The 25,076-nt window shown below is 65.8% G+C and carries 24 protein-coding genes; 8 read left to right on the top strand and 16 right to left on the bottom strand.

Annotation, left to right across the window (positions count from 1 at the left end):
* Positions 1–40: 40 nt before the first annotated feature.
* The 8 genes from ABH933_RS33570 to ABH933_RS33535 form a co-directional block, all read right to left on the bottom strand.
* Positions 41–505: a hypothetical protein gene (locus ABH933_RS33570; RefSeq protein WP_429421778.1), complete on the bottom strand. Its 465-nt coding sequence runs from the start codon at positions 503–505 to the stop codon at positions 41–43.
* A gap of 962 nt (positions 506–1,467) precedes the next feature.
* Positions 1,468–2,238, bottom strand: a complete 771-nt coding sequence (locus tag ABH933_RS33565; protein WP_429421777.1) for an ESX secretion-associated protein EspG — start codon at positions 2,236–2,238, stop codon at positions 1,468–1,470.
* Between the two features lie 125 nt (positions 2,239–2,363).
* A complete protein-coding gene (locus ABH933_RS33560; protein ID WP_429421775.1) occupies positions 2,364–3,533 on the bottom strand; it encodes a hypothetical protein in 1,170 nt (389 codons plus the stop codon).
* Positions 3,533–4,063: a hypothetical protein gene (locus tag ABH933_RS33555; protein WP_429421773.1), complete on the bottom strand. Its 531-nt coding sequence runs from the start codon at positions 4,061–4,063 to the stop codon at positions 3,533–3,535. The genes ABH933_RS33560 and ABH933_RS33555 overlap by 1 nt, the downstream gene beginning before the upstream one ends.
* Before the next feature lie 60 nt (positions 4,064–4,123).
* On the bottom strand, positions 4,124–4,702 hold the full coding sequence (locus tag ABH933_RS33550) for a DUF3558 domain-containing protein (protein ID WP_429421771.1): 579 nt from the start codon (positions 4,700–4,702) through the stop codon (positions 4,124–4,126).
* Positions 4,703–4,827: 125 nt separating this feature from the next.
* Positions 4,828–5,427, bottom strand: a complete 600-nt coding sequence (locus ABH933_RS33545; protein WP_429421769.1) for a hypothetical protein — start codon at positions 5,425–5,427, stop codon at positions 4,828–4,830.
* 593 nt (positions 5,428–6,020) lie between these two features.
* A complete protein-coding gene (locus ABH933_RS33540) occupies positions 6,021–6,422 on the bottom strand; it encodes a DUF4254 domain-containing protein (RefSeq protein WP_429421767.1) in 402 nt (133 codons plus the stop codon).
* Between the two features lie 74 nt (positions 6,423–6,496).
* Entirely contained in the window at positions 6,497–6,877 is a 381-nt protein-coding gene (locus tag ABH933_RS33535) for a hypothetical protein (RefSeq protein WP_429421765.1), read from the bottom strand.
* Between the two features lie 214 nt (positions 6,878–7,091).
* Between ABH933_RS33535 and ABH933_RS33530 the strand changes: the two genes are divergently transcribed.
* Positions 7,092–7,979, top strand: coding sequence for a helix-turn-helix domain-containing protein (locus tag ABH933_RS33530; RefSeq protein WP_429421763.1), 888 nt, complete (start codon positions 7,092–7,094; stop codon positions 7,977–7,979).
* Positions 7,976–8,179, top strand: a complete 204-nt coding sequence (locus ABH933_RS33525; protein WP_429421761.1) for a DUF397 domain-containing protein — start codon at positions 7,976–7,978, stop codon at positions 8,177–8,179. The genes ABH933_RS33530 and ABH933_RS33525 overlap by 4 nt, the downstream gene beginning before the upstream one ends.
* 287 nt (positions 8,180–8,466) lie before the next feature.
* On the opposite strand, the gene ABH933_RS33520 is transcribed toward ABH933_RS33525, so the two are convergent.
* A complete protein-coding gene (locus ABH933_RS33520; protein WP_429421759.1) occupies positions 8,467–9,054 on the bottom strand; it encodes a TetR/AcrR family transcriptional regulator in 588 nt (195 codons plus the stop codon).
* Positions 9,055–9,141: 87 nt separating this feature from the next.
* Here ABH933_RS33520 and ABH933_RS33515 point away from each other — a divergent pair, with 87 nt between their 5' ends.
* The 5 genes from ABH933_RS33515 (at position 9,142) to ABH933_RS33495 (ending at position 12,570) form a co-directional block, all read left to right on the top strand.
* A complete protein-coding gene (locus ABH933_RS33515; protein WP_429421757.1) occupies positions 9,142–9,681 on the top strand; it encodes an anthrone oxygenase family protein in 540 nt (179 codons plus the stop codon).
* Entirely contained in the window at positions 9,678–10,178 is a 501-nt protein-coding gene (locus tag ABH933_RS33510) for a nitroreductase/quinone reductase family protein (RefSeq protein ID WP_429421755.1), read from the top strand. Before ABH933_RS33515 ends, ABH933_RS33510 begins: the two co-directional genes overlap by 4 nt.
* A gap of 719 nt (positions 10,179–10,897) precedes the next feature.
* A complete protein-coding gene (locus ABH933_RS33505; RefSeq protein WP_429421753.1) occupies positions 10,898–11,632 on the top strand; it encodes a hypothetical protein in 735 nt (244 codons plus the stop codon).
* Between the two features lie 87 nt (positions 11,633–11,719).
* Positions 11,720–11,890 carry a hypothetical protein gene (locus ABH933_RS33500; protein ID WP_429421751.1) on the top strand — a complete coding sequence of 57 codons (171 nt, stop codon included), beginning with the start codon at positions 11,720–11,722 and terminating at the stop codon, positions 11,888–11,890.
* Between the two features lie 179 nt (positions 11,891–12,069).
* On the top strand, positions 12,070–12,570 hold the full coding sequence (locus ABH933_RS33495) for a GNAT family N-acetyltransferase (RefSeq protein WP_429421749.1): 501 nt from the start codon (positions 12,070–12,072) through the stop codon (positions 12,568–12,570).
* Positions 12,571–12,739: 169 nt separating this feature from the next.
* On the opposite strand, the gene ABH933_RS33490 is transcribed toward ABH933_RS33495, so the two are convergent.
* Both ABH933_RS33490 and ABH933_RS33485 read right to left on the bottom strand, forming a co-directional pair.
* Positions 12,740–12,985 (bottom strand): hypothetical protein, encoded by a 246-nt coding sequence (locus ABH933_RS33490; protein ID WP_429421747.1) that lies wholly within the window; start codon positions 12,983–12,985, stop codon positions 12,740–12,742.
* Between the two features lie 350 nt (positions 12,986–13,335).
* A complete protein-coding gene (locus ABH933_RS33485) occupies positions 13,336–14,358 on the bottom strand; it encodes a DUF222 domain-containing protein (RefSeq protein ID WP_429421961.1) in 1,023 nt (340 codons plus the stop codon).
* On the opposite strand from ABH933_RS33485, the gene ABH933_RS33480 reads away from it, so the two are divergent.
* Positions 14,255–14,494, top strand: a complete 240-nt coding sequence (locus tag ABH933_RS33480) for a hypothetical protein (protein WP_429421981.1) — start codon at positions 14,255–14,257, stop codon at positions 14,492–14,494. The two genes, ABH933_RS33485 and ABH933_RS33480, sit on opposite strands and share 104 nt — an antisense overlap.
* Here ABH933_RS33480 and ABH933_RS33475 read toward each other — a convergent pair.
* The 5 genes from ABH933_RS33475 to ABH933_RS33455 are packed head-to-tail and all read right to left on the bottom strand — an operon-like array spanning position 14,491 to position 25,045.
* Complete coding sequence (locus tag ABH933_RS33475; RefSeq protein WP_429421745.1) at positions 14,491–14,790, bottom strand: WXG100 family type VII secretion target; 300 nt, start codon at positions 14,788–14,790, stop codon at positions 14,491–14,493. The genes ABH933_RS33480 and ABH933_RS33475 overlap by 4 nt on opposite strands.
* Positions 14,791–14,822: 32 nt before the next feature.
* Positions 14,823–15,629 (bottom strand): ESX secretion-associated protein EspG, encoded by an 807-nt coding sequence (locus tag ABH933_RS33470; protein ID WP_429421743.1) that lies wholly within the window; start codon positions 15,627–15,629, stop codon positions 14,823–14,825.
* On the bottom strand, positions 15,626–18,118 hold the full coding sequence (locus ABH933_RS33465) for a hypothetical protein (RefSeq protein ID WP_429421741.1): 2,493 nt from the start codon (positions 18,116–18,118) through the stop codon (positions 15,626–15,628). Before ABH933_RS33465 ends, ABH933_RS33470 begins: the two co-directional genes overlap by 4 nt.
* Positions 18,119–18,173: 55 nt before the next feature.
* Entirely contained in the window at positions 18,174–24,548 is a 6,375-nt protein-coding gene (locus ABH933_RS33460; RefSeq protein WP_429421739.1) for a hypothetical protein, read from the bottom strand.
* A 17-nt stretch (positions 24,549–24,565) separates the two neighbouring features.
* Positions 24,566–25,045, bottom strand: a complete 480-nt coding sequence (locus ABH933_RS33455; protein WP_429421737.1) for a YbaB/EbfC family nucleoid-associated protein — start codon at positions 25,043–25,045, stop codon at positions 24,566–24,568.
* Positions 25,046–25,076 lie beyond the last annotated feature (31 nt).

Raw genomic sequence — 25,076 nt, 5'->3', positions numbered from 1 at the left:
CGGAAGTAACTGGGTGTCGTTGTCTCATTGACAGTCTCCATCAGCGGAAGATTCCGGCCCGGCGCCGTTCATCGGCGAGCAGATCACGCAACCACAGCCCGAAATCGGTTTCGGCGGGCAGTCGACAATAACTGGTCTCGAATGTGCAGACTCCATTCCAGCCGACCTGGAATCTGACGTGACCCACATCCGTGTTACCCCAATAGATTCCGGCCGAGCCGCCGTCCAGATCGAACAGCCGGTCCCGGCCGCGCAGCACCAGCCTGCCCCGGTCCCGGTAACACGCCACCGGCAAATCGCCTACGGTCCCGTAGAACCCGCTTGTCGGGCCGATGGGTCCGCGCGGTGTCAGGACCGCGCCGGTCGCCGGGTCCAGCATCGCGGTGCCGCCCGCGCCCTCGAACGACTGCAGGAAAACCGGTGCGGGAGCTTGTGGTTGCTCCGGTGCGTAGCATCGGCGACCCTGGGCGTGCTGGGCGGCGGGCCGTGCCTGTTGCACGGGCATGGGCGGACACTCCCGGGGATTGGGGCATGCCCTGCTACGCCGCAGATGCTCCCGGATCCTGTTGTGATGGTGGATTATTCGGGGCATGTTGGGTGCCCAGCCACGAGCTGTCGCCGCCCTGGTTCCAGTTGCGGCCGTTCGGTGCGGGGCTGTACTGCGGGGAGTTGTATCCCGGGAGGCCTTGGCGCGGAGCACCGTTCGGTGGTACGACACCGTTGGGTGGCTGGTTGTACTGCGGGGCTTGGTTATTGGTTCCGATTCCGGAGATGGCACAGACACCCTGCTGGTCAACGGTAACACCAAACGCGACATGACAACCACCCAATAAATAGGGGCAGGCGGACGCAGGTCGCCGACCAGTCTGCCGATATCATCACTGGCTCTGCGCTGGTCACGATGTTGGTTAGCGTTCACACGCCGCGTGGAGACCGAAAGCAGTGCAGGCGTGGGCAATCCGCGGCTAGGGACATTGTATGTTCACGCTGCGTTTGATGCTTGTCGCGTCATGAAATCCGCGCTGGATGTGCCCGGGTGGGATGTAGGCGACGCGCGGCTGCGACGGACCGCGCGGGCACGGCCACGAGCGCGTCAGTGGATGCTTCCGGCCACGAATGGGTCGGCAACCTCACCGGCCGCGAATGAACCAACCAGACCTATGATCGCGAGCGCGCTGGAAGACGGCACCGGTCCAGGCCGGGTCGACCGAGCCTGCCGATCGCGAATCAGGGTCACCGGCACCAATAATCGCGAGTGCGCTGGCGGACGGCACCGGTCCGGGCCGGGCGGACCTAGCCTGCCGATCGCGAATCAGAGTCAGCGGCACCAATGATCGCTTACGCGAGGCACGGCGGTGCCGGCGGCCGATGGGGCGGCCCGCACTGCCGAGCGCGAATAGGTCCTGCGAGTGCGATGTTCGCGAGCACGACGGGCGAGGTATCCGCCGGCGAGCACGTCGAGCGGCGCTACCAGGTGTCGGGCTGGTCCTCGCGGAGGCGTTGCTGGGCACGTTCGATCCAGGTAGCGAAGCAGGTGGTGAGGTCGTTGGGGGTGGCGGGGCGGACGGTGAGGTGCTCGCGGGTCTGCTGCAGGAGGTAGCGGCCGTCGCGGGCGATGTCGGCCCAGCGGGTGAGATGCCAGGGGGCGGGGTGGTGGAACAGGGAGCCGGTGAGCAGGGCGGCCGTGCCGCCACCGTCGATGGGCTGTCGGTACATGCGGTCGTAGCGGTCGCGTGGGGTATTGCGAGCGTAGCTGTCGGCGGGGCGGCCGCGCAGGTCCTGAAGGTGGAAGGTGTCCGGCCTGCCTTGTCCCGCAGGGAAAGACGGCACGACGGCGGCTAGGCGCGCGGGCAGCTGCTCGGAGCGGAACATGCGACAGCGGATCGGACCCTCGGAGGTGTCGCGCGCGTCGGGATCGGCGGTCTGGGTGAGCATGACCGCGTCGTAGGCGGTGCGCCCGCCCAGGATTCGATACTCCTTCGGCGTTCCGTTACCGAGAGTTATGGACCAGCCCTCGATTTCGATGCGCAACTCGGCGGTGGTCAGGGTCTGGAAAGCCAGCTCGATCTGCTCGCGCTCGTCGCGGTCGTAGCGGGCGTACACCGCCTGGCGGTGGTAGTGCACCTCGTCCAGGGATGGAAACCGGCTGGTGTACCCCATCGGGCTCGGCAGCCGATCGCGCGCGTCACCCAGCCACAGCGCCGCGAAATCGTCCGGTTCCCAACGCCATTCGGCCATCATTCACCCTCTACTTCAAACAAGACTGTCCCCCGGTTGCACTTCCGGCTCGCCGCTCACTCCGGGTCGATCAAGACACTGGCTCGCCGGTCATTCCGCGTGCCGGAGAGTCCTGGCGAGTGCGGTCAGGCGCCAGCATGTGGGTCCTCGTAGTCGCCGCCGATGACGCCGCCGGGGATGGTCTTCGGTTGGGGGCCCAGGAGTTCCTCGGTGTTCTCCATGTTCCGGAGCCATTCGGGCAGGCTGTGATCGGCGTCGTCTTCGCCCTTGCCCTTGTTGGCGCCACCCATGCCGCCCATACCGGCCATACCCGTGCTGGAGGTGCCCGCCTTGGTGGCGGCTGCCGCGGCCGTGGTACCGGTGGTCGTATTACCGGTACCGATCACGCTCTTGCCCAGGCCGCCACCGGAATTCGTGGTTGTACCGCCGTCGTAACCACCCGAGCCCGAACCCGTGCCGGTGCCGCTGGTGAAGCTGCTGGGCGTGGTCGACAGGCTCGAGGACAGGCCGCTGTAGAAGCTGCTGGGGAGCGTGCTCAGCGAGGTCGAGGCGTTCGAGGACTGATAGCTCGAGGGCGAGGTGGAGTCCGAGGACGAGGTGCCGGACTGGCTGCCCGAATCGCTGCCCGATCCGCTGTAACTCGTACTGCTGGTGCTGTTTCCGCTGTTCTGGTTGCCGCTGTTGCTATTGCTGTTGCTGGGACCGGAGTTCGGGTTGCCGCTGGCCGGGGTGTACGTGTACAGCGGGTTGGTGGGGCTGGTCGGCTTGGGGGTCACCGGGATCGACTTGTCCGCGGAGATCATGTTGGCGACGTAGTTGTTCTTCATCGCCTCGCGGGCCTTGTCGCGTTCGCTGTTGATCTTCGACAGGGACCTCTTACCGTGATGCCCGAAGAAATCTCCATCCAGGGGATGCCAGATACTTACATGCTCAATCGGCTTGTCCACACCATTTTTGGTGTTCGTTACGCCATCCTTGGCGGAGCCGACCTGACTGGCCAGGGCATTCAACGCGTCGGTCAGCTCCTCGGAGCGGCTGGCATAGTTGGAGATCGCGGTCCGGGAGGCCTCGGCAGCCTTGCCGTCCCATGCGGCCGAACTCGACTGGCGAATACGTGAGGCGAAGAAGGAGGCGGCCTCGGACCATTTGGAAGCGATATCGCCGTACTGCTGTTCCGGGGTTTGCGCCGTCCCGGGGCTCAGCGGATCGAAGGCGTTGTAGATATCCCAGTGCGACATGTTGTCCGGGTTTTCGCCACCACTGGTGATCTTCGGGGGTTCGTTCGAGACGGCCATTACTTCGACTGCCCCAGTCCGGGATTGGTGGTTACGCCGACCTGCATGGGGGTGCCGATCGGGCTGGGTTCGAGGTTCGCCATCTTCTTGTTGTACTCGGCGGCGAAATCGGCGTCCTGCTGGCAGAACTGCTGGGCGATAGTGTGGTGGAGGGTTTGGATGTCGTCGACGATTTGGTAGTGCTGGTCGAGAATGTCCACGAGATTGTCGTCCGAGTCCGTGGACAGGCCCGCCTTCCCGGCTTTACTGCGGAACCGCGACACCACGACTGCAGCGGAGGGCAAGCTGGGATTCGATTCGCCAAGACCCCAGTCTGTTCGAGCGGCGATATCTCTCGCAGTCGCCTGAAGTTTGTTGATCTCCGCCTTGAATGCCTTACAGTCACGCTCGATGTAGGCGAACTCATCGGCGTTGAGGGCGAAATCCTTCTTCAGTCCGTTGCCGAAGCTGACGCTCAAGGCACCGTTCTGAGCCTCGGTGATCAGGCTCGCGAGCGGCCCTGTCGGTGCGGGGCTACTTCCATCGGCCATGGTGTGGGTCTCCTCCCCCTACTGGATCCGACCGAGATCAACGGACGGCGAACTTCGAGTTTATGCAGATGCTGGGATCGAGGGAACGATGTCCTCGGCCAGTTTCTTGGCAATCTCGCAGGAATCCTGGGTCCCGGTAGCCTTGTGCGATGCGGGGTTGGTGATCGAGAATTCGAGTCCTCCCCCCTTCATCTCGACATGGATAAGACAGGCGGCACGCAGGTCAATATCGCTGGCCAGGTGGTATGTGATGGCTTGGCGGCCGCCAATCGTCAACTGCTCAGCGACCTTGTACTTGGCGTTGGCCTGCAACATCGGAATAGTCAGGTTGGTCGTGCTGACGTCGAGACCGTACCCGTCCCCGTCGTACGTGCTCCAGACACATCCACGCCAGATAGCATTACCGCTCTGAGTGTCAGACTTATCAGGGTTCGAATCCAGATGCTCCGCTGTGATGAACGACTGCGGCAGGTCGCAACCGTTGATCGCGGTCGGCACGGTCTGAGCGACTGCCGAGGTTGAGGGCGCCGCCGACGACGAGGCCGCCGTGCCTCCCCCGCTGGGCCCGCACCCGGCCAGTAGCGCGGTCGCTCCGGCAACCGCTGCTGCACAACGGATTCCACGTCCCCAGACAGTCATCTCGTCCTCTCAGCGCCGGTGCCGCGATATCGAGGAGGCCGGATCGGAATATTCCGCCCCCTCAACGGCTCCAATCGAACCTACAGGCCCCGTTTTTCCGCTGCAAGCGCAACTCTTGCCGCTGGTCAGATCCAGCGGTCGCCCTCGGGGCGCGCGAGCTCGCACCACACGGTCGTGCGACCGTGGCGGCGAAATACGCCGGACCGGACACTAACATCCTGGACGCACTCGCTGATCAGTTCCTCGGCCTCGCCGAGGACAGCGGCATTGCCGGGGGAATCGTGGACCTCGACCACGAGCCGGTTCGCCGAGATCGCCCGCAGGCGGATCGTCATCGCGGTCGGGTCGGCGGGCTCGCAGTCTTGGACCGTGCCGACGAAGGCCTTGGTCAACTCGTAAGTGACCAGTTCGGCGTTGAACAGCACATCGGCCCACAGCCAGCGGGTGAGTGTGTTGCGGACGAACCAGCCCGCGACCGTCACCGAATCCCACTGCACGGTCAGATCGATCCGGTCGGGCCCGGTACCGGGCACGGCTCCCTGCGGCGGGACCGGATGCCCGTCACCCGCACGAGAGGACAGGTGCGTTGCGATCGCATCCAATCTTCCTGCGAGGATGACGATTTCGCGGTCATCCAGCAGCTTCGCCGCCGCATCGATGGCCGCGAACTCACACCAGGCCACACGACGAAGATCATCTCGCACTGTCTCGGCTTGCTCGCTCATCGTGCAACCGCCCAGCACGACTCTTCCCGCGCTACCCAGAGATCAGTACGGAGATCGTCCCGCAGTGTCGCGGCTTGCTCCCTCAGCGCGCGACCACCCAACGCAAATCTTCCCTTACCGCCTAGAGATCGGCACACAGATCCTCCCTCAGTGTCTCGACTTGATCGCTCATCGCGCACCCGCCCAGCACGACTCGTCCTGCGCCACCCGGAGACGAGTGCGTAGATCGTCCCGCAGCTTCTCGGTCTGCTCGCTCATCGCGCACCCACCCGCCATGAATCTTGCTGTGCTGTCCAGAGATCGGCGCGAAAATAGGCTCCGGAGTGTCTGCTGCTCATCGTGCAACCACCCGGCGCGAACCTTGCTGTGCCGACCAGAGATCGCCGCGAAAATAGGCCCGCAGTGTCTCGGCCTGCTCGCTCACTTCGCAACCACCCAGCGCGAACCTTGCTGCGCTGACCACAGATCGACGCGAAAATAGGCCCCGGAGCGTCTCAGCCTGCTCGCTCACCTCGCACCCGCCCAGCGCGAATCTTGCTGTGCTGAGCAGGGATCGGCAGGGAGGCCGTTCGGCAGTTTCTCGGCTTGCTCGCTCATCGCGCTTCTGCCCGGGACGGATCTTCCCGTGCCGTCCATGGATCGGCGAGATCGGGCAGGCGGCGGCGGCCGATGCTGACCTCGAACACGAGGTCGGCGTAGCCAAGCGCGATCTCCGAGACCCGCTGCCACAGATAGTGGCTGCGTGGCTCGCCCGCTCCCCGTTCCAGCGCGACGCGTGCCGCCACGGAGTATTCCGCCATGCGATCGATCACCATTCCCATCGTCTCGGTGTGAAGAAATGCCGCGCCCGCCGGTTCGGGTGCGTGCGCGGACACCCAGCGGTCGACCTTGTGTACCACTCGCGCCCGGGCGCAATCAATTTCTGGAATATCCGAGATGGAACGTTCCAATTTCGACTCGTGCAGACCGGCTAATTCAGATCCGGCAATCAACAATGGATGTTTCTGTCGGACCGTCCCGGCACACGCCTGCGCCAGCAGGAACCTGGACGGGAGTTGCATGAATCTCATCAAGCCGCACCCCTCCAACGGCCGGCATTCGTCGATCCGCACCGCAACCAGGCCCACTGCGGACACACCGTTTCCAGGTCGAATCCCTCGTCGCAGACCAGCGCCGGCTGATTGTTCACGTGCCCGAGGTCGTAGACGACGATGGCATCCGCACCCAGTGTCGCGGCCAGTACCAGCGCATACGCGACAGGGTCGACCGCATCGGCGGGCGGATGGACCGTGTACAGATACGCGTAGCCGAGCGTTTCCGCGTGTCGTCGAATGGCGACAGTGTGCCTGTCGGCATTCGACTCGGAGAGGTCATACCGAACGACGCCAACGGCTTTCGGTAGATCGAATACGATCTTCTCTGGCGTGTCGGCGATTTGGGTGGTAATCATGGAGTCCCCCGGAACTATTCGGGTGTGCCGGTCAACATTTCACCTTCGATTGCTCGTCATCGGTGGGGTTCGAGGGCCACCGTCCGAGCGCAGCACCCATGTCACACCTAATTCGGTGTGCAGGCAAGTTTTTCAAGAAAATGGTCGGCTTCGAAATAACGCAGCTGCGGCCATGGAGAGGCAATCCCGCAGGTAACGACAAGGAGGAAGCTCGATGCCAGCTCAGCCGAAGACCTTCTCGATCCCCCGAAGCCAGCTCGCCCGCATCCTGATGATGCTCCACAAGGACTCCGGGCTCTACATCAAGGACGTTGCGGAGCAGATCAACGTCCACCACACCACGGTGGCGAAGATGCTCAAGGGGCAACCTTGCAACCTGAAACCGATCTACGTCGACAAGATCTGTGACGTCTACCGGGTAGACGCCCAGACCAGAGCAAGCCTGAAAGCTCTTGCTGCAGAGTCAGAGTCAGCTACAGACTGGTGGTACGACTTCAACGATGTACTGTCTCCCCACAAGCTGGACGTCTACATCAACCTCGAACGTCTTGCCACCACGCTTACCATCTACCAGAACGAACGCCTCCCAGGTTTGTTGCAGACCGAGGACTATGCCCGGGCACTGCTCGAAACCAACCACGAACTTTCGCCCGAGGAGATCGAACGACATGCTCAGGTTCGGATGCGCCGACAAGCCATCTTGTCCAAGCCCGGCCTCCAACTGAACGCGATCGTAGACGAATGTGTGATCCATCGAACGCTCAGTCACAAGCCGCTTGCCATGAGGCACCTGGCTCACATCATGGAGCTCTCGACCCTTTCCAGCGTCAGCATCCGTATCGTTCCACTCGATGCGGGAATCTATCGAGGCACCGACATGACCCCCTTCCTCGTACTCGACTTCGGCAGACCGGACGATCCCACCTCTGAGCCCCCGGTCGTGTTCATCGAAACTGGAGCAAGCAGCGGCAATCTGTATCTGCAGAAGCCGGAACAGGTTGCCCGGTATCGTCGTTCGTGGGCCGACATCGAAAAGTCCGCACTGAGCGAGACGAAGACCCGCACCTATCTGTCCAAGGTCGCAAAGGAGCTCCCCCAGTGAGCATCTCCCACCACAACTGGTTCAAGAGCAGCTACAGCCAAACGGGCGGCGAATGCGTCGAAGTCGCCTTCCTCACCCCCAACACCATCGGCGTCCGCGACTCGAAAAACCCCACCGCCCCCGCCCTCACCTTCACCCCCGCCGAATGGGACGCCTTCACCGCCGTCCTCACCTCCGGCACCTTCGACCGCCCCGCATAGCCGAAATACCTCCGTGTCGGGTCTCAAAAGTCGTGGCGGAGTCTCGGAATGTTTGACGGTGACGTGGCGGATCCGCCGCGATTTTGAGATTCCGCTTCTTCTGCCGGCTGGTTGTCGGATGATCATCGCCAGTTACGTTCCAGGGCAGGAAGATTCGGCGAAGCGGCGCAAACCGCATCCTCGAGCGCTCAGTTCGTGCGCTGATCGAGGCAACCCGGTGCCGACTGGTGCAGGCTGCAGTCAGCTTCGTCTCTCCAGGCGATGAGGTCGTCGCTTGATGGCCAAGCTCAGCCGAACAGACCGGCGCGGGCCGCTGTCACAGCCACAGTTGCGGCCGCGTCGGCGGTTTGATCGTCCACCGCCTCGCCGGTGATCAGCACCCGTAAATAGATCGGCGCCACAAGCGTTTTGATCAGCTCGGCGGGATCCGTGCCCGAGGGCAGTTCGCCGCGTTCGACCGCGCGCGTCACCACCGGCAGCGCTCTGCGGATGCGGTCGCGGAAGGCATGGCGAGTGGGGGCGGGTGGCGATGGCTGTCCGGCGGCGTTGGCCAGCATGACCGCGAGGACTGCCCGGCCGGATGGGTTGCTGATCCACGTGACCAGACTGCGCGCCAGCACATTCAGATCGCCCTCGATCGAACCGGTATCGGGAATGGGGATTTCTGCGGCAACGCTGTCGGTCAGCGCATCGGCGATCAGGGCGTCACGGTCGGGCCACCGCCGATAGATGGTGGTCTTGTGTACTCCGGCGCGCTGGGCGACGTTGTCGACTGTGAACGCCGCATATCCGTGTTCGCTCAGCTCGTCGACGGCCGCAGCGAGCACAGCGGCGCGGACTTTCGGTCCTCGCCCGAGGGGTGTGGCTGAACCCATTGCAACTCCTTGTTGCGATATCGACGAGAGGCGGGCATGCTTACTCTATCGCAACTTGGTGTTGCGATGCTGAGATGGGAGTTCCCGATGTTGTCGAAATCCGTCCGAGCCGCGGCGCTGTTGTTCCCCGGCCTGCTGGCCGGGGCATTCGGATACGGCGCGGTGAACGTGCTGTACGCGTTTCGCGAAGTGCCCCTTGATGTTCGATTCACCTTTCATACGGCACTGATGCGGGTCAACGGCCCGGTGATGCAGTCGCTGATGGGTTTGGCCGTGCTGAGCACGCTGGTCCTGGCGGTGCGGTCGAAGGCATGGCCACAGTGGGTCGCGGCGGGCGCCTCGGCGCTGACATTTCTCTCGTTCCTGGTGACCCGCTTCGGGAACGTGCCGATCAATCAGCAGATCAAGCGCTGGGCCGTGGGGACGCCGCCCAGCGATTATGCAGACATCCTGCGGCGCTGGGAACTGTTTCATTTCACCCGGACCGGTTGCGCGCTTGTCGCATTCATCCTGGTGATTGCCGTGGTCGTCGGATCCACCCCGACCGACGACTCTCCGCGATCCCGTTCTGCCGACAACGAACCCGCGGGCGACGTCCCCGCAGCACACCGCGGGGGGACCCGGTGACGACGCTGTCCACGAAGCACAAGATCCGTAACCGGGTGGTCATGTTCCTCCACCGGATCGGCCTTCCGTTCGGTCCCATGTATCTGCTCACCGTCCCTGGACGCTCAAGCGGACGACCCCGGACCACACCAGTGGCGCCGGTACTCGTCGACGGCACCCGCTACCTCGTGCAGGCCTACCCGAACTCCGACTGGGTCAAGAACGCTCGTGCGGCCGGGCGCGGCATACTGATCCGCGGTCGGAACGTCCAGGCCGTGAATCTGATCGAGATTCCCGAGGAGCAGCGCCGCCCCATTCTGCGTGAGTTCCCCATCCAGAATCCCAGGGGAACAAAAGCTTTCATCAGAAACCGCTTGGTCGGCTCCGCCTCGCCGGACAGCTTCGGCGACGCGGCACACCGCTGCCCGGTATTCCGCATCGACCCAGCAAGCCTTGCCGATAGCTCGAGGCCCCGAGGCGCCCTTGTTTCGGGAACTGCCCCGCCGTCGGAAACCTAGCCCGGCCCATCATGTGAAATATCCAGAACTGCCGCTTATCCAGTTGGTCGAACGGACGGCAGGTCTCAGCGCACGCAATTCTCGGCCGCCGGAACCAGCCGTCCACAAGGGAATCGGTCGGTCGTAGCCCCCGACGGTTGTAGTGATGGGCGATATGTGAGGAAATGCCATCGACTCGAGACGGGGCAACACCCGCCACGGCGTGAGACAAACCAGAAACGGCCAGACCAGTCAACTGGCTGCCCGCCACGACTTTCGAGACCCTACACTCCGAAACCGAACAGCGTCCCCCGAACCGCCCCGTCCGAATTCTATTCTGCCCGAGTCGGTTCGGAGGAGGCTGACTTTCGCATCGACTCCACCTCGTCATTCCATCGCGAGGCGGCGCGGCAAGCTTCCTCAGGCGTGGCAACCCCACACGAGTGGCCCACGGTCTACTGAAGTCATTGTGCGACACGACAACGGGACGGCGCGCGAAAGGGGGTGGTACGAGTAGGCATGGTCTCATGCCTACCCCCGACAAAGATGGGGTTCCATGACATGAAGTTAGTGCGGTCTCACCCCCTTGGTCGCGTACGCCGAAGCAGTCTGTCCGACCCAGGCAAGCCCAACCCTACCCAACCGCCCCACTCCCCGCAGATCGTAAACTCCGACTGCGCCACCGCGGTGAAACCGGCCACGCACCAACCCCTGGGAACCAATCATCAAGGAGCCGAACGATGATCGCCATGGAAGAGGCGCGCCGCTGGCTTGCCGCGGAGGGCGTCCTCCGGGTCGGCGACGACCTATGGCTCTCCGAAGGTCGACAAGTGTCAACCAACGACGTGGCTCACGAGTGGGCCGCAGATATGGTGAATGATCCCGACCTCGACGAGTCCGGTCGGCTGCGACTGGGTTTCGGTCTGCTGGACCTGCTCGGCGACTACCAGGTTACCTGGGAGATCGGCGTCATGATCGCTGGCACCACGGATCAGCTTGTCCACCAAGCACTCTGGCGAGAGTACCGCTCGCGACTCAAGGCGCCGGGGGACGCCGAGGCGATCACCTATTCGCTCTGGGTCGACTGGTTCGAGGATCGCACCACGGTCGCAACAGCATTCGCTCAGGTGCTCGGCGACGATACCGGGAAATTGCACTCCGGCGACGCCGCGCTGCTCCGTCGAGCCCGTCGGGTGCTCGAGATCTCCGGCCCGGTGCCGTGGAGACTGAAGGAGCCCGTCTACCTGACGGCAGTCGAGGTGCCCGAACTCCAGCGTGCCCTCTTCAAGGGGCTGCTCACCAGCTACCACGACGTGTACGGAAACCTCGAGCCCGAACCCGCTCTGCGCCTGCTGGCACGCCTTCCACCCGACGTCGAACACTTCGACACGCTGTGCGCGGTCCTTCGAGCCGGACACCGCAACCACTATCGCAGTCCGGAAGCGTGGACCAGCGCGGCCGGCGACACGAAGTGACGGCCATCTTCCCACTGTGCCATCCCGAATTCCCGTCGGCCCGAGCACCATAGGACTGCGGACCCCCCTCGCTTAGGCTGGCGGATCATGGAGATGGTTGCGCACGATGCTGATTCGGTTCCGGCGGCGGTCGGTGGTTATACCAACGGGCTGGAGGTGATCGGGGCACGGCGTCTGCTGTTCGTCAGCGGCCAGATCCCCGAAGATCGGGACGGGAACGTGCCGGACGGCGCTGCGGCCCAGTGCCGGCTGATCTGAGCGACCGCTCGCTCGCCGCGGTCAACACCGCCGCCTGAGCAGGGCCACTACTCGCGGGGAATCATCATCGGGTCCCGCTGAATGACGTTGGACCAGTATGGGATCAGCACGCTGAACCCAAGCGCGACTTCGCCGTCGACTCCAAAATCCGGCATTGACGAGCGGGAGAGAATGATCCCGTGACAGGGAACGGTTCTGCCCCATGGACGGTCGAGCCCGCCGAACCGCGTTCGCCCGAGGCGGCCGCCATCCTCCGGCTCTATCTGGCCGAGATGATCAGCCGCTACTACGGCCGTCCCACCGATGACGCGGAGATCGACCGGCACCTCGCCGATGGTTACGATAGCGACGACCTGACCCCGCCGACCGGCCTGCTGTTGCTCGCGCGCCGAACCGGCACGGCCGTCGGCTGCGTCGGCCTGCGCCGCCTCGATGCGCGGACACTCGAGCTGAAACGCATGTTCATCCGCCCCGATGCACGGGGCGACGGCGGCGCCGCCGAACTGCTGGCGTCGGCGGAGCTCGCCGCCCGCGAACTTGGCGCACACGCGATCCGCCTCACTACGCGCAACGATCTCGTGGAGGCCCGCGCCCTCTACGCGAAGCACGGATACGCGGAGATTCCGCCATACGGCGACGACCCGCTGGCAGATCACTGGTTCGAAAAGAAGCTGGACTGACCGGGAGCAGTGCGCTGCTCGGGAGTCGGAGCACTCACGAGCCCGCGCATCCGGCGCCTCGTCGAGCCAAGGCGCCCAAGACCGGCACGACTGACCGGGGCACTAGCGACGCAGCTGGATCCGAGCCCGTAACGACCGCAGCGAACCCCATGTCGACCGTGATAATCGCTCAGAACGGCGCAGGTTGCAGGGCCATGCGGCGATGCACAATGGCCTGGTGCTCGCGATAGTGGGCGACCAGGTAACGATCGTTGCCCGGATGTTCGCAGCTGCCCATATTCCGCTCCCACCAAGTCGGTTCGTACAGCAGGTCGAGTGACTCCGCCGGGGTGAGTACATCGCTGTACGACGGGGCCAGGGCCAGGGCCGATTGCGGCTGCTGGGTTGCACCTACGGCAAATCCATTGCAGGGCACAGTAATACGCTCGAGTCCGCTATGGTGCCGCCAGTGATGGGCGCCGCCCCGAAGCGTGGAGCAGGTCCAGTATCGGTGAGATTTAATGTCATGATGCCGTTTACAGAGCGGCTGCAGGTTCGCGGGAATAGTCCAGCCGCCGCGAACAGGATCATCATGGTCGAAGGCGACGACATGATCGAGCTCGTACCGCCCTACTCCGCGCCCGCCCGCACGCGCGCGCCGGTATCGCACCGGACCGGCGTACGCTTCCCCGGGCGAGAATATTCCGACTGGGCGGCGACGGTAACGGCTCCCGGTCGACGGAATCGCCAGTGGCCTCTCGCTCCACAGGCGCGGCTGATCGTGCGTCAATTCCAGTTGTTGCACAGCAGATTTCCGATCCCTGAGCCGCCGCAAGCTCCATGGCGACCATTGCGGGCAGGGCAGGAGACCCGTTTGGGATCTGCATTGCCGACGCCGGAAGATGCCGCATTGCTCGCAGTTTCGTCTACGCCCTGGCCCGCGATAGTGCTGCGCGCCAAGGCATCACGGGTGTCGGTGATGATCGCCCGCCACGTGGCATCCTGCGCGAGAACGCGGGCAACCTCCGCGTCGACGGGTGTACCGTCGGGCAGGGTGGCGGGGTTGTCAGCCAGGCCGAGTAGGGTTTCCGCATCGACAACGACCTCGACCAGCGGCTTGCGCCGCGAGGGCGCGGGCTGGGTCCCCTTCGGGCAGTCGGCTTGTCCACAACCGCAGACCAGGGCCGCCTCGCCATGCAGCAGTGCCATCAACCCGTCGGCGCGCAGCGCGCTTTTGCTGCGGGGATCGTTCGAGCACACGGTGGCGGTGATCTCGCACAGTAGCGCGTCGGCCTGACTACCCTCGGCATCGGTCACACAGGCGATGAGCCAGGATAATCCGTGCCCGCCCCGGCGAATGTACGCTCGCCGGTCGGTGCTCGCCCGGCGACGGCGCGCCTCGGCGGCCTCGTCCGGATCTGCCGCCAACCATAGTTTCCACAGTTGCGCACGCAAGGCCGACGGCGTGAATTCCGCTGCGGCACATGCAACTTGCTCTTCCAATAGACTGAGGGTGCGCGGGCTCGCATCGTCGCCGAATACGGTGGTGGTCATGCGAAGGTTGGCATAGTCGATCTCACCGCGGGCGACGCTTCCTCCGAGAATCGGCATGCGTAGCAGCAGTGCTGCGGCCTCGACGTAACCTCGGGCCGTAGTGCTGCTCCGATGGCGGAACCGGCGCCGGCCGCCGCCCGCCGCCGGGTCGGTGCGATGGCCACCGAATTCGCCCCCACCACCGAAGACGACCAGCTCGCGCGAGTGGGGCGGCTGCTGGGCGGACGGTCGTGGCCACGACGAAATCGCGCTCATCGGAACAGCACTCGACTCGGCACGGATCATCACCACCGATGCCGCATCGCTGGCCGCGATGGACACCGACATCAACGACCGGCTCGCATGGAGCCCGGCCTATCGCTCCGGGCTCCTGCAGGCAGGCCGATCCTAGTGATCCATATCGTCCATTTTCTTTGCAGCGTCGGTCATTCCGCTGCCGAACTTGTCGAGCGAGTCGGTCATATTGTCGCCGCCAGAGAGCAGGTTCTTACTCGAGGTGTCGTACCCCTTTTCGCCCTCGGTGAACTTGTGACCGTAGTCGTCGTTGCCGAACGGGTTGCCCTTGGAGTGCAGGTGGTTCCGGAGCGTGTCGAACACGTTCTTCACCCGGCCCCCGGCATCGTTCATCGTGCCGGCGGCCACGCGCAGCTCGTGGGTGTTGACCCTGACCTTCTTCTCGCCAGCCATCTCGATCTCCTTACCTCGGCCGTGATTTCGTGTCAGTAGCGATCCTCATAGCCTGCCTCCCACTGGGTTTCGACGCGATCCATGAGATTGTCGATGTCCCGCTGGATGCGGCGGACGAAGGCCTCCGGGCCGGCGCCCACCGCGATGGGATGGTCGTCCATCGTCATGACGTAGCGGCCGTCCCCGATCACGTCACGCCACATGATCTTTTCCTCGCGGATGCCGCGCGGCCCGTACATCGAGCGGCCCTGCACGATCACGACCGTGCCGGTCAGCCTGGCGCGGGTCTGCCAGAACCGCGCCGAGATCTGGGCGGGCGGCTCGTCGTCGTCATCGTCGCGGAAGAAGCTCGACCCGCGGTTGCCCACATGCTCGGCGGGATCGATGATCATCGGGGTGTTGGGCAGCCGGCCCGCCGAAACCATCGGCAGCGCGTTGACGACCTCGTTGGCCAGGGCATTCGGGTCACATTCGGTCACGAGGAAACCGTCTGTGTGCCACATGGATTTACCGGGCTTCTGCACGAAGCTGAACGCCTGCGCGCCACTGCGGGCGAAGTGCATGTACATGTTCTTCGCGCCGTTGTCCTGGTCGATCTCGTCCCAGCCGTGCACCCGAATGTACAGCTCGGGTGCGCACAGCACATCGACCATCGAGTCCCAGATCGGATCCCACCTGGCCTGCAACTCCTCCCAGGTCTTCTCCTTCAGGCGACCGGCCTCGTCGATCGTCATCGGCTCGTCGAGGGTGTAGTACAACGGGTCGGGCATCGACCCGCTGCGATACCTGTCGCAGATCACCTGGAATTCGAGTCCGGTGAAATTCCACTGCTCACTCACGGTTCGATCACCGGCCTCACCTTGTCAACCGGATCGAGCACATCGTCGAGATTCGATGCGCCGTCCAGATATTTGGCTCTCTTGTGTTCCTTGGACCCGCCGCCCTGCTGGCCGCCGCCGGCGCCCATGCCGCCCATCGGCGGCATCCCGCCGCCCATCTGCTGGTTGCCCTGCTGGCCGGGATCGACCGGACTCTGCACATCCCCGATCTGGGCCCGCGGGAACAGCTTCGACACATCGGCAGGGGCATCGAGGGTCGCGGCGACGTGCTGACCGGCCGCATCGATCTGGTTCCCGACGTCCTGCAGCTGGTGACCGGCATCGGCGAGCCCGGCGCCGATGCTGCTCAACGCATTTCCGAGCATGCCGGGCAGCTGGCCCGCGCCCGAGGCGACCGCGTTGATGATCCCGGGCAGGATGCCGGACAGCAGGCCGCCCAGGTCGCTGCCCAGGCTGCCCAGTCCGGAACCGCCGCCGAACAGGCTGCCCAGGCCCGCGCCCGACATGCCCGCGGCCTGTTCTCCGGCCAGGAACCCGGCCGAATAGCCTGCGGCATAACCGGATGCGCCGTAGCTGCCGTATCCGGAACCGCTGCCGAAGCCGAACGAGCCACTGCCGTAGGCTCCGGAGCCGCTGCCGAAGGCGTAACCGGAACCGCTGCCGAAGGCGTAACCGGAACCGGACAGCAGACCGAACCCGGAACCGGACAGCAGACCGAAGCCGGAACCCGACAGCAGGCCGAAGCCGGAACCGCTACCGCCGCCGTAGGATCCGCCGTATTGGCTCGCCAGCGAGGCCATTGCCGCGGAGTACGCCGCGGCGTAGGCCGAGGCGGGGTTGAGCGCGGAGGTCTGGCTGCCGTTGGTCGACCCGGCCGAGCTCGAGTTGTAACCCGCTTGGCCGCCGAAGGTTCCGGCGCCGCCGCCGGTGCCGCCGCCCGTACCGCCGCCGGTGCCAGGGCCGCCGCCCGCGCCGTAGGTGCTGCCCGAGCTGCCACCGCCGTAGCTGCCACCGCCACCGCCGCCGGTGCCGGTGCCACCGCCGGTGCCGCCACCGCCCTGGCTGCCGCCGCCGCCCTGGCCGCCACCGCCCTGGCCGCTGCCGCTGCCGCCGCCGTACGAGCCGCCACCGCCGCCGCCCTGGTTGCCGCCGCCTCCGCCGTTGTGCGCGGCGTTCTCACCGGCCTGGAAGCCCGCGGAGTAACCGGCCGAGTAACCGGCGCTGTACCCGCCCATGCTGCTGTTGCCGGAGCCGTTGCCGCCGCCGGAGCCGTTGCCGCCACCGGTACCGCTGCCCGAACCGGTCCCGCTGCCCGAACCGGTGCCACTGCCGGAACCGGTGCCACTGCCCGAGCCGGTGCCGCTTCCGGTGCCACTGCCGGTACCGCTGCCGCTGCCCGTGCCGCTGCCGCTGTTGGACCCGCTCGAGCTGGCGTTACCGGTGCCCTGACCGAGGACGGTAATCAGCGGTAGGCCGCCGAGCGCGCCCTTGATGCCGGGCACATAGGTGTTGTTGTAAGTGTTCAGGTACCCGTCACGCCACTTCTTGAGGGTGCAGCTGGCTCGCCATTTGTGCCAGGCCTCCCAGGTGTTGTCGGGCATGTTGTCGAACGTGGACTTCAGCCAGCCCGAGGTGTACTTCAGGACCGTGGAGAGCTCATTGATGCTGTCGCTGAAGGCATGCGCGCCCTTTTCGAACCGCCCGATGGCCTTCATAGCGTCGTCCGCGCCGATACCGGTCCACATATCGGCCTTGATGTTCGCCAATTGTGTTGTCAGCGTGTTGATGTCCTGGGCCATCTGGTTGGCCATCCAGGCGTATCGGGTGCCCGCGATGTCCGTGTTCCAGTCGCTGCCGATCATCTTGCGACCGAAGTTGTAGAAGTCGTCGAACGTCCACGAGCTCGCATCCGAGATCGACACCGTCTGATTGGTGTCGTGATTCTGCGGGGTCGTGGGCGTGTTGTTGTCCTCGCTCACGCTGAAATCCGAAGCGCCCGGCGGGTTCCGGTTGTTCGGATTGTTGTTCAGGGCCGCCCCGGCGATGCCGTTGAGATCGTCCGTGGACTGGCCCTCCGCCTTGCGGTAGGCCTTGAGCGCGTCGAGGAACGTGTTCTCCATGTTCGTCAGGATCTGGGTCAGGCCCGAGATCCCGTCGAGAATGGTGCCGCCCTTTTGGTTGTAGATGTTCGTGAGCTCGGTGCCACCCAGCTCGTTCGTGATGGGCGGGATGGCGTTCATCTGGTTGTCGGTGATGTACTTGGAGTACACACCCATCTGCTGGATCAGCTCATTGACGGCCTGCGCGCTCTTCTTGAACACCTCGTCGGCGGCCTTGATCTGGGTGTTGATACCCAGGGAACCGTTCTTGGCGCCGTTGTCGAGGTTTTTCCAGTCGGTCAGGTCGAAGCCGGACGTGTCGTTGGGACCGCCGGTGGATGTGCCGAAACTCCCTCCGTTACTACCGCCGCTACCGCTTGCCGCAACCATGCTCTGCCATCTCCCTCATAAAGTTCATTAACGTCCGCTCGGCCTGCCGCCACGCTCAGTCCGCGGGTGGATCACCTGTGGTGGGCCCCCCGGTGACCACCTCCGGAGTCACCTTGTTCCCCGAACGTGCCTGTGCGCCTGCGGAACCGCCCATCGTGAACTTGACGTCCACGTCGGCCTCCGGCTCCTCCGGCTCCTCCGGCGCGATCTCCTCGTCCGGCGACATCATCAGCACCGACTTGGGTATCGCACGCTTCTTCGGGGGCGTCTTCTTCTTGGCGCCCTTGCGGGCCGGCTTTCCGCCGCCCTCGCCCTCGCCCTCGGGCTTCTGGGCGCCGCCCGCGGATCCTGGTGATCCGCCACCGCCCTGGGACGGGGCGGCCGGGGTCTGGTCCTGGGCTGCCGGGTTGTGCTGCAACGCATCCGGGGCGGCATGTCCGGCCCCGGGGCCGCCCGCGGCGGACGTGCCACCGCCGCCGCTCGTGACCGCGGCCATGTCCTTGGCCGCGTCGGGGCCGTACTCCGCGGCCGGGTCCTGTTGTCCGCCGGCCGAATCGGCGGATCCGCCGCCACCGTGGCCGCCGGCCGTTCCGGATCCGTCGTGCCCCAGCGAATTCACCAGGTCCTGCGCGCCGAGCGAGGGCATCGAATTCTGTCCCGAGAGTGCGTTGGTCAGCGCCGGGTTGGCCGAATTCGCCAGGCTGGACAGGTCGTTCAGGCCCGACAGGCCGTTCGTCCCGGTCAGTCCGTTGAGGCCCTGCTGCAGGCCCGCCAGGTTGCCGAGTCCGGGCGGACCCTGTTGCGCCTGAGCGGCATTCAGCGCGTTCGCCAATTGCTGCGGGGACAGATGCGAGAGCTGCGCCAACTGCTGCGGGGTCATGTTCCGCAGTTCGGACAGTTGCGAGGGCGACAACCCCGCCAGCTCCGAGGCAGGCATGCCCGACAACGCCGACTGCTGCTGCGGCGAAAGTCCCGAGAGCGCACCGAGTTGCGACGGCGACAGCGCCGACTGCTGCGCCGGAGTCAGACCGGTCAGGCCCGCCAGCTGCGCCGGCGACATACCGGCGAGCTGCTGCGGGGACAGCCCCGCCAGCGCCTGCTGCCGGCCGGGCGACAGGCCCGCCAGCGTCTGCTGCTGCGCGGGCGAGAGCGCCGAGAGCTGCTGCGGCGAGAACTGCGAGAGCCCGCCCAGCTGCGACGGCGACAGGCCCGACAGCCCGGGCACATTCGACAGACCCGAGAGCGCCTGGGGCGAAAGCCCGTTCAGTCCACGAAGGCTCGACAGGCCCGGCATATTCGCCATGTTCGACAGACCGGACAGCTGTGAGGGCGACAGATTCGGCATCGACATGCCCGGCGGGCCGCCGTGCAGGCCCGCGGCCGCCTGGTTGGCCATGTTGTGCAGCGCCGACAGGTCGGGCATGTGGTGCGAGCCGCCGCCCCCGGCCGTGTGCACCCCGGGGAAGTGATCCCAGTTGTGGGACCAGGGCGGGGGCCAGTTGCCGCCCGGCCAGTTACCACCCGGCCAGTTACCACCGGGCCAGTTGCCGCCCGGCCAGTTGCCGCCGGGCCAATTCGGCGGGGGCGGCATGTTGATGTTCGGCGGGCCGTTCTGGAACTGCGGGTCCTGCGCGAGCCACTCCTCGGCGATCGGCGCCTCGGGCGCCTGGTATGCGAAGGGATCGGGCGTCTGCGCGGGCGCCTCGTAGCGCGACCAGTTGGACTTGACCGGGACGATCTGGCCGCCGGTCAGGTGTTCGCTGAGGCGGTCGACGGGTGGGCGCTGGGTGCCGTCGGGCTCGTTGACGTGCACCTTGCCGTTCTCGTCGACCGTCCAGGTGGTGCCGTCGGGGCGGCTGCCCTCCTCGGTGCCGTCCGGATGGGTGTCGCGGACCGCGCCATCCGAGCGCGTATCCCGGCTGCTGCCATCGGGTTTCGTGGAGCTGATCATGCCGTCCGGGCGGGTGGTGCGCGTATTGCCTTGCTGGTCGGTGAATTTCACCCCGCCCTTGCCGACCTCGGAGACCGAGTCGTCGTGGAAGACCTTGAAACCGTCGGAGGTGTTCTCCAGCGTCGAGCCGTTGGAGAGTTTGACCGTGCCGCCCTTGGTCTCGATCGGCAGCTTGTCCTCGCCACCCGTGCCGCCCTCCTCGCCGGGCCGGGTGACGGTGACGTTGCCCTTCGAATCCTTCTCATAGGTGGTGCCGTTCGGGTCGGTGACCTTGACCGTGCCCTTGTCGTTCACCGAGAGCTCGGTGCCGTCGGGGCGGTTGAGGCCGACGGAGGGAGGCTTGTGGTCGCCGAAGAGCTGGTCCTTCAGGCCCGGGGTCTCCGGGCCCTTCTCCACCGTCGTGGTGGAGCCGTCCGGGTACTTGGTCGTGCGCCCGCCCAGTGGATTTGCCGCATCGTTGATGGTGTGGACGGTGCCGTCGGGCTCCTTCACGGTCACCGCGCCGTGCGGCTCCATGGTCTGCTCGGTGCCGTCGTGGCCGGACACCACCGTTGGGCCGTCGGGGCTGTGCTGCACGACGGTGCCGTTCGGCTTCGCCAGCGTGGTGTTGCCGTTGTTTTCCTCGAATGTCGTTGTGCCGTCGTGCTTGACGGTGGTTTCGGTGCCGTCGGGGCTCTTGGTGCGCACGGAACCGTCGGGGTGCACGGTGTGGCCGGTGCCGTCCGGCCTGCCGAACGTGATCTCGTGATCCTTGGTGACCGTGACCATGTGGTCCGCGTCGCCGGGATGCGAGAAGTGGATGTTGCCCTCGCCGTCGACGGTGATCTTGGTGCCGTCGGGCGCGGTCATGTGCACGTCGTCGCCCTGCTTGCTCCACGTGGCGTCGTTGCCGACCCAGTTCTCCTTGGAGCCGGATTCCTTTCCGCCCGAGCCGAATCCGGTCTTCTCGCCGTCGCCGGAGACGAACTCCGCGGAGCCGTTCTTCTTCACCGTGATGGTGGAGCCGTCCGAACCGGTGGCCTTGACCGACCCGTTGGAGCTCACCTGCACCTTGACGGATTTGCCGTCGGGGCCGAAGAACTCGACGGCGTGCTCGCTGAAGTTGCCGGAGCCGAACGTGTCCGAGAACTTGCCCTTGATCGATCCGATCGTCCCGGGCGAATGCCCGGACCCCTCGGACTCGCTGGGCCGGTGCACGATGAACCGGTGCGGGTCGTCGGCGCCGCGGCCCACCGCGATCGGGCCGCCGTCGGACTTGATCAGGTGCGTCGTGCCGTCGGGCGAGCTGGTGCGGATGTCGCCGCCGGAATCCTTGTCCCACGAACCCTTGTCCGAGGGCACCTCGTGGCTCGAGCCGTCCGGATGGGTTACCTTCGTGGGCTCGCCCGGCCCGAAATCGACCTTCCCGCCCTCCGGGTCGTGCGTGGTGGTGTGGCCGGACGGGGACTTGAATTCCGTTGTGCCGTCCGGCTTCACGGTGGTCGTCGAGCCGTCCGGGCCGGTGGTGCGCACGCCGCCGCCGTCGGGCAGCACCGTGTGCGTGACGCGGTCCGGGCGGCCGAAGGTCTGCTGGTCGAACTGGCCCGCGCCCTTGCCGGCCTTGCCCGCCGGAGTGCCGAGCTCGTCGCCGTGGGGATCGGTGAATTTCACCGAGCCGTCGGGGGACACCTTGATCGCGTGGTCGTCGCCGGGGCGGTGGATCACGATGTTGCCCTCGGAATCGACGGTGTGCTCGGTGCCGTCGTGCGAGGTGACCGTGAAGCCGAACTCGTCGTGCTTCTGCCAGTCCTGCTGGTCCGTGGGCACCGTGTGTTCCGTGCCGTCCGGCGTGGTGACCTTCGTCGGTGCGCCGGGCGCGAATTCGACCTTGGTGCCGTCGGGCAGGTACTTCGTCGTCGGGGCGCCGGACTTCGAGACGACGGTCTCGCCGTCCGGTTTGACGGTGATGCTCCCGTCCGGCCGCGGGAATTTCACCGACCCGTCGCGGCCGTAGCTGTGCGGCGCGGCGGGGCCGCCGCCGTCGACCCCCGCGTGCGAGCCGACGAAGACGAAACCGTCCTGGACGTGCACCTCGGTGCCGTCGGGCAGATGAACGGTGATGCTGCCGTCCGGGTTTCGCTCCCAGGACGGCTCGCCGGGCGTGCCGTCGTGGGAGATGCCGCCCGGGCCGTCATGGTGCCCACCGAGGCCGCCGGTGTCCAGGCCCGCATGGGGGGTCGCGTCGTCGTGCGGTCGGGAACCGTAGGGGGGCAACGGGTTATCGTTCGAGGCGCCCGATCCGGACCGGCCGCCGCCCGTGGTCTGCGGGGTGCTCTGAGATGTGCCGGAGCCATCGCCGGGGGTGGTCGACGGCTTGACCGTGCCGCCCTGGTTGTTGTCCAGCGCGCCCGGCCTGCTGCTGGACGGGGTCGAGGACCCGTCGCCCAGGCCGCTGACCGAGGCGCGGTTGCTGGGGGGCGGGCCCGAGGGTACGGAGCGCACGGAGCTGCTCGAGCCCGCGGCCGGACCGCTCGGGGTACTCGGAGTGCCCTTGGAGGAGGCCGGCATCGGGCTGCTCTGCTCGTTGTTGCCGCCCGCACCCGTCGAGGAGGCCGAGGCCCGGGTGGGCGAATTCCCGACCGGTGTGGACGAATTCGATTCGAGCGGACTCGACGAGGACGGCGTCACCGGCCGGTTCGTCGAGGGATCCGAAAGCGGCGAGGAGTCCGGCGACCCGCCCGGCAGGGGGCTGCTCTGCTTGTTCCACGGGTTGGCCTGGTCGATCGGGCTGACCGGGGATTCGTTGCCGGTGAGCGGGCCGTCCTCGCCGGGGCCCAGTGGGCTCACCGGCTCGTCGCGCACCGGGGGGACGTCGGTGTTGATGCTCAGCTGCGGGCGCTGGACGGTGCCGTCGCCGTTGCCGCTCGCGGAGAAGCCGGAGTCCGAGCTCGAACGGCCACTGCCCGAGGTGATTCCGGTCGTGGGCTGGTTGTTGCCGTCCGAGCTCAGGCCCGCGTGCTGGTTGCCCGAGCCGTCCGACAGTCCGCCCTTCGAGCCGCCGGAATTGTCGTAGGACGAGTAATTTTGCTCGTTGCCACCGGAATTGCCTGTGGGCGTGGACTTCTCGTTGTTCACGCCGGAATTCTCCGGGGCCTTCTGCGAGTTGTTGCCGTCCTCGGAAGTGCCTATGGGCGTGGACTTGTCGCTGTTGCCGGTGGGCGTCGACGTCGAGGTGGTCTTCGGCGCGGGGGGTGACTCTCCGCCGGCCGGAGTAGTGCTCTTGCTATTCGAATTCCCCTGTTCACCAGGATTATTCGTAGACTTCGGCGCGCCGTTGTTGTCGCCCGGAACCGCAACCGGTTCCTGATTGGGCGTGTGCTGTTCGTTCGAGACGGGCGGTGTCTTGAAGGCGCCCGGCGAGTTGTTGCCGAAATCCTCACTGCCGCCGTGATATCCGGCCGGAGTGGTGTTGGGAATGTCCTCGCCGAACCCGTGGGACTTGTTCGAACCCCAGGATCCGCCCTCCGGGGTGAAGTTCGGCACTTCGAAGTTCTTGACCCCGCCGAACTGGGGCCCGTCCTTGTAGGACCGGACGCCGCCGCCGAGGCCGCCGTGGATGGCGCCACCGGCCCAGCCCGCGCCGTTGCTGAAACCGCTCCAGTCGCCGGTAATCAGCCCGCCCGCGACATTCGTTGCGACGTTGCCGAATTCGCCACCGGCCGCGCCGACCAGAATGCCCTTGCCGGTGCGGATCCACGGGTTGGACATGTCCTGGAAGATCTTGCCGGCCTGCTTACCGAACCAGTCGCCGAACATCTTGCCGCCGGCGCCGCCGAGCGCGCCGCCGGCCAGCGCGGTGCCGAACTCCTTGACGTCGAAGTTCTTTCGCTTGCCGTCCGCCATCTGGCCCAGCTGCACCGCAGCGTCGACGCCACCGGAGATCAGGGCCGACTTCAGGATCTCGAGGACGAACTTGCTGGCCAGGCTAATGAACTTCTCGCCGAGGAACTTCGCGACCTGCGACAGGATACGCTCGCCGATCATTCTGGCCAGGAACCGCACGACCACCTGCGTGATGCCGATCGAGGCGGCCTCCTGCGCGGGCGCGGTCGGCGGGAACAGCCACGCCCAGGCGATCTCGATGGCCAGGGCGATCAGCGAGATGATGACCATGAGCTTCGCGGCCTGCACCTGCGTACCCATGTTGAAGGCCGCGTCGCCGAGCGAATCCATATAGTCGGCAAGCTGATCGAGCGACTGATCCCCGGACAGCAACTGGTCGAACATCTTCGACACGCCGTCGGAGCCGCTGCCCTCGGGATAGGCGGACACGGCCTGGCTCTTGGCCGTCTGGATGTCGGAATCTATCTCGCGCAGCGCCTTCGCGGCGTCCTTCCAGTAGCTCGAGACATCCCAGATCGCGTCCTCGTCGCCGTCGGGCCACTCGCCTCCCGCGACATAGCCCAGCCAGCGAAGCTCAGGTGGTAGATAGAGGCCCATATCGGTACAACCCGCACCTACCGGTCGGGATCATTGATGAAGGAGCGCTGCCGGATGTCCTCCACGTCTCCGTAGACCATGTCCGGAGCCTCCTCGCGCTGCCGCTCGGGCGAGTCCGGCGGGGCGAGCGAGGCGGGGGGCGCGGTGGGCATCATCTCGCCGAGATCCGGTGCACCCTCCAGCAATTCGGACAGCTTGGGCAGCCGCGCCTTCTCCTGGCGCAGCGGCTCCATGAGCTCCTGGGTCTGCTTCTGCGCCTTCCGCGCGGCGGCCTGCACGGCCTCGGTCATCGCCGCGGCGATTTCCTCGTAGGACAGATCACCGATGTCCTCAGCAAATTTGGTTGCTATCAGGATGCCATCAGCATTCACGGTGACGGAGATGCGCTTGTCGCACGCGGTGACCGTCGCGGTCAGCAGGGCGCGGTCGCGCTGCACCGCGGCGATGCCAGACATTTGCTTAGTTAATGCCTCCATCATCATCGCGGCATCGGCCATCAAACGCTCATTGCTCATCGGCAACCTCCAC

It is taken from the genome of Nocardia sp. GP40, assembly GCF_050434125.1.
GTDB lineage: Bacteria > Actinomycetota > Actinomycetes > Mycobacteriales > Mycobacteriaceae > Nocardia > Nocardia albiluteola.
The sequence above is the reverse complement of the archived record's forward strand: the minus strand, read 5'-3'. Positions and strand labels throughout refer to the sequence as shown.